This is a genomic window from Sulfitobacter sp. CW3, from assembly GCF_019392245.1.
Taxonomy (GTDB): domain Bacteria; phylum Pseudomonadota; class Alphaproteobacteria; order Rhodobacterales; family Rhodobacteraceae; genus Sulfitobacter.
In genome coordinates this window covers 1-557 of the sequence record NZ_JAHXRL010000028.1, presented here as the reverse complement: position 1 = coordinate 557, position 557 = coordinate 1, and the positions used below count along the sequence as shown (strand labels likewise).

At 69.3% G+C, this 557-nt stretch carries 1 protein-coding gene; it reads left to right on the top strand.

Annotated elements, in window-relative coordinates:
* The coding region (locus tag KZZ06_RS20065) for an FAD-dependent oxidoreductase (RefSeq protein WP_219581762.1) at positions 1 to 557 on the top strand (557 nt) is incomplete at both ends.

Genomic DNA, 557 nt, shown 5'->3' with positions numbered 1-557 from the left:
CCGCGATCACGGCGGCTGAGCAGGGCGCACAGGTTGCCCTCATCGGACACGGAACGATTGGCGGCAGTTGCGTGAACGTGGGCTGCGTTCCGTCGAAGGCCCTGATCCGCGCGGCCGAGACCATCCATCACGCCAACCGGGCCGCGGGCCGCTTCGACGGAGTCCAGGCTGAGGCGCGGGTGACTGACTGGCGTGCCCAGGTCGCCCAGAAGGACGCTCTGGTCGATAGCCTACGGCAGGCCAAGTACGCAGATCTCCTGCCAGCCTACAACAACGTGGTGTACCACGAGGGCCGGGCGCGCCTCATTCCCGGGGGCGTGGAAGCCGGCGGCAGGCGCTTCGCCGCGGACCGCGTCATCATCGCCACTGGGACGCGCCCGTCCTTCCCCTCCATTCCCGGGCTTGCCGACGTCTCGCCGCTCGACAGCACCGGAGCGCTCGCCCTCACCGAGCTTCCGCGCTCGATGATCGTGCTCGGCGGCGGCTACATCGGTGCGGAACTGGCACAGACATTTGCCAGGGTCGGCGTCGCCGTGACCCTTGTCTTCCGGAGCCGG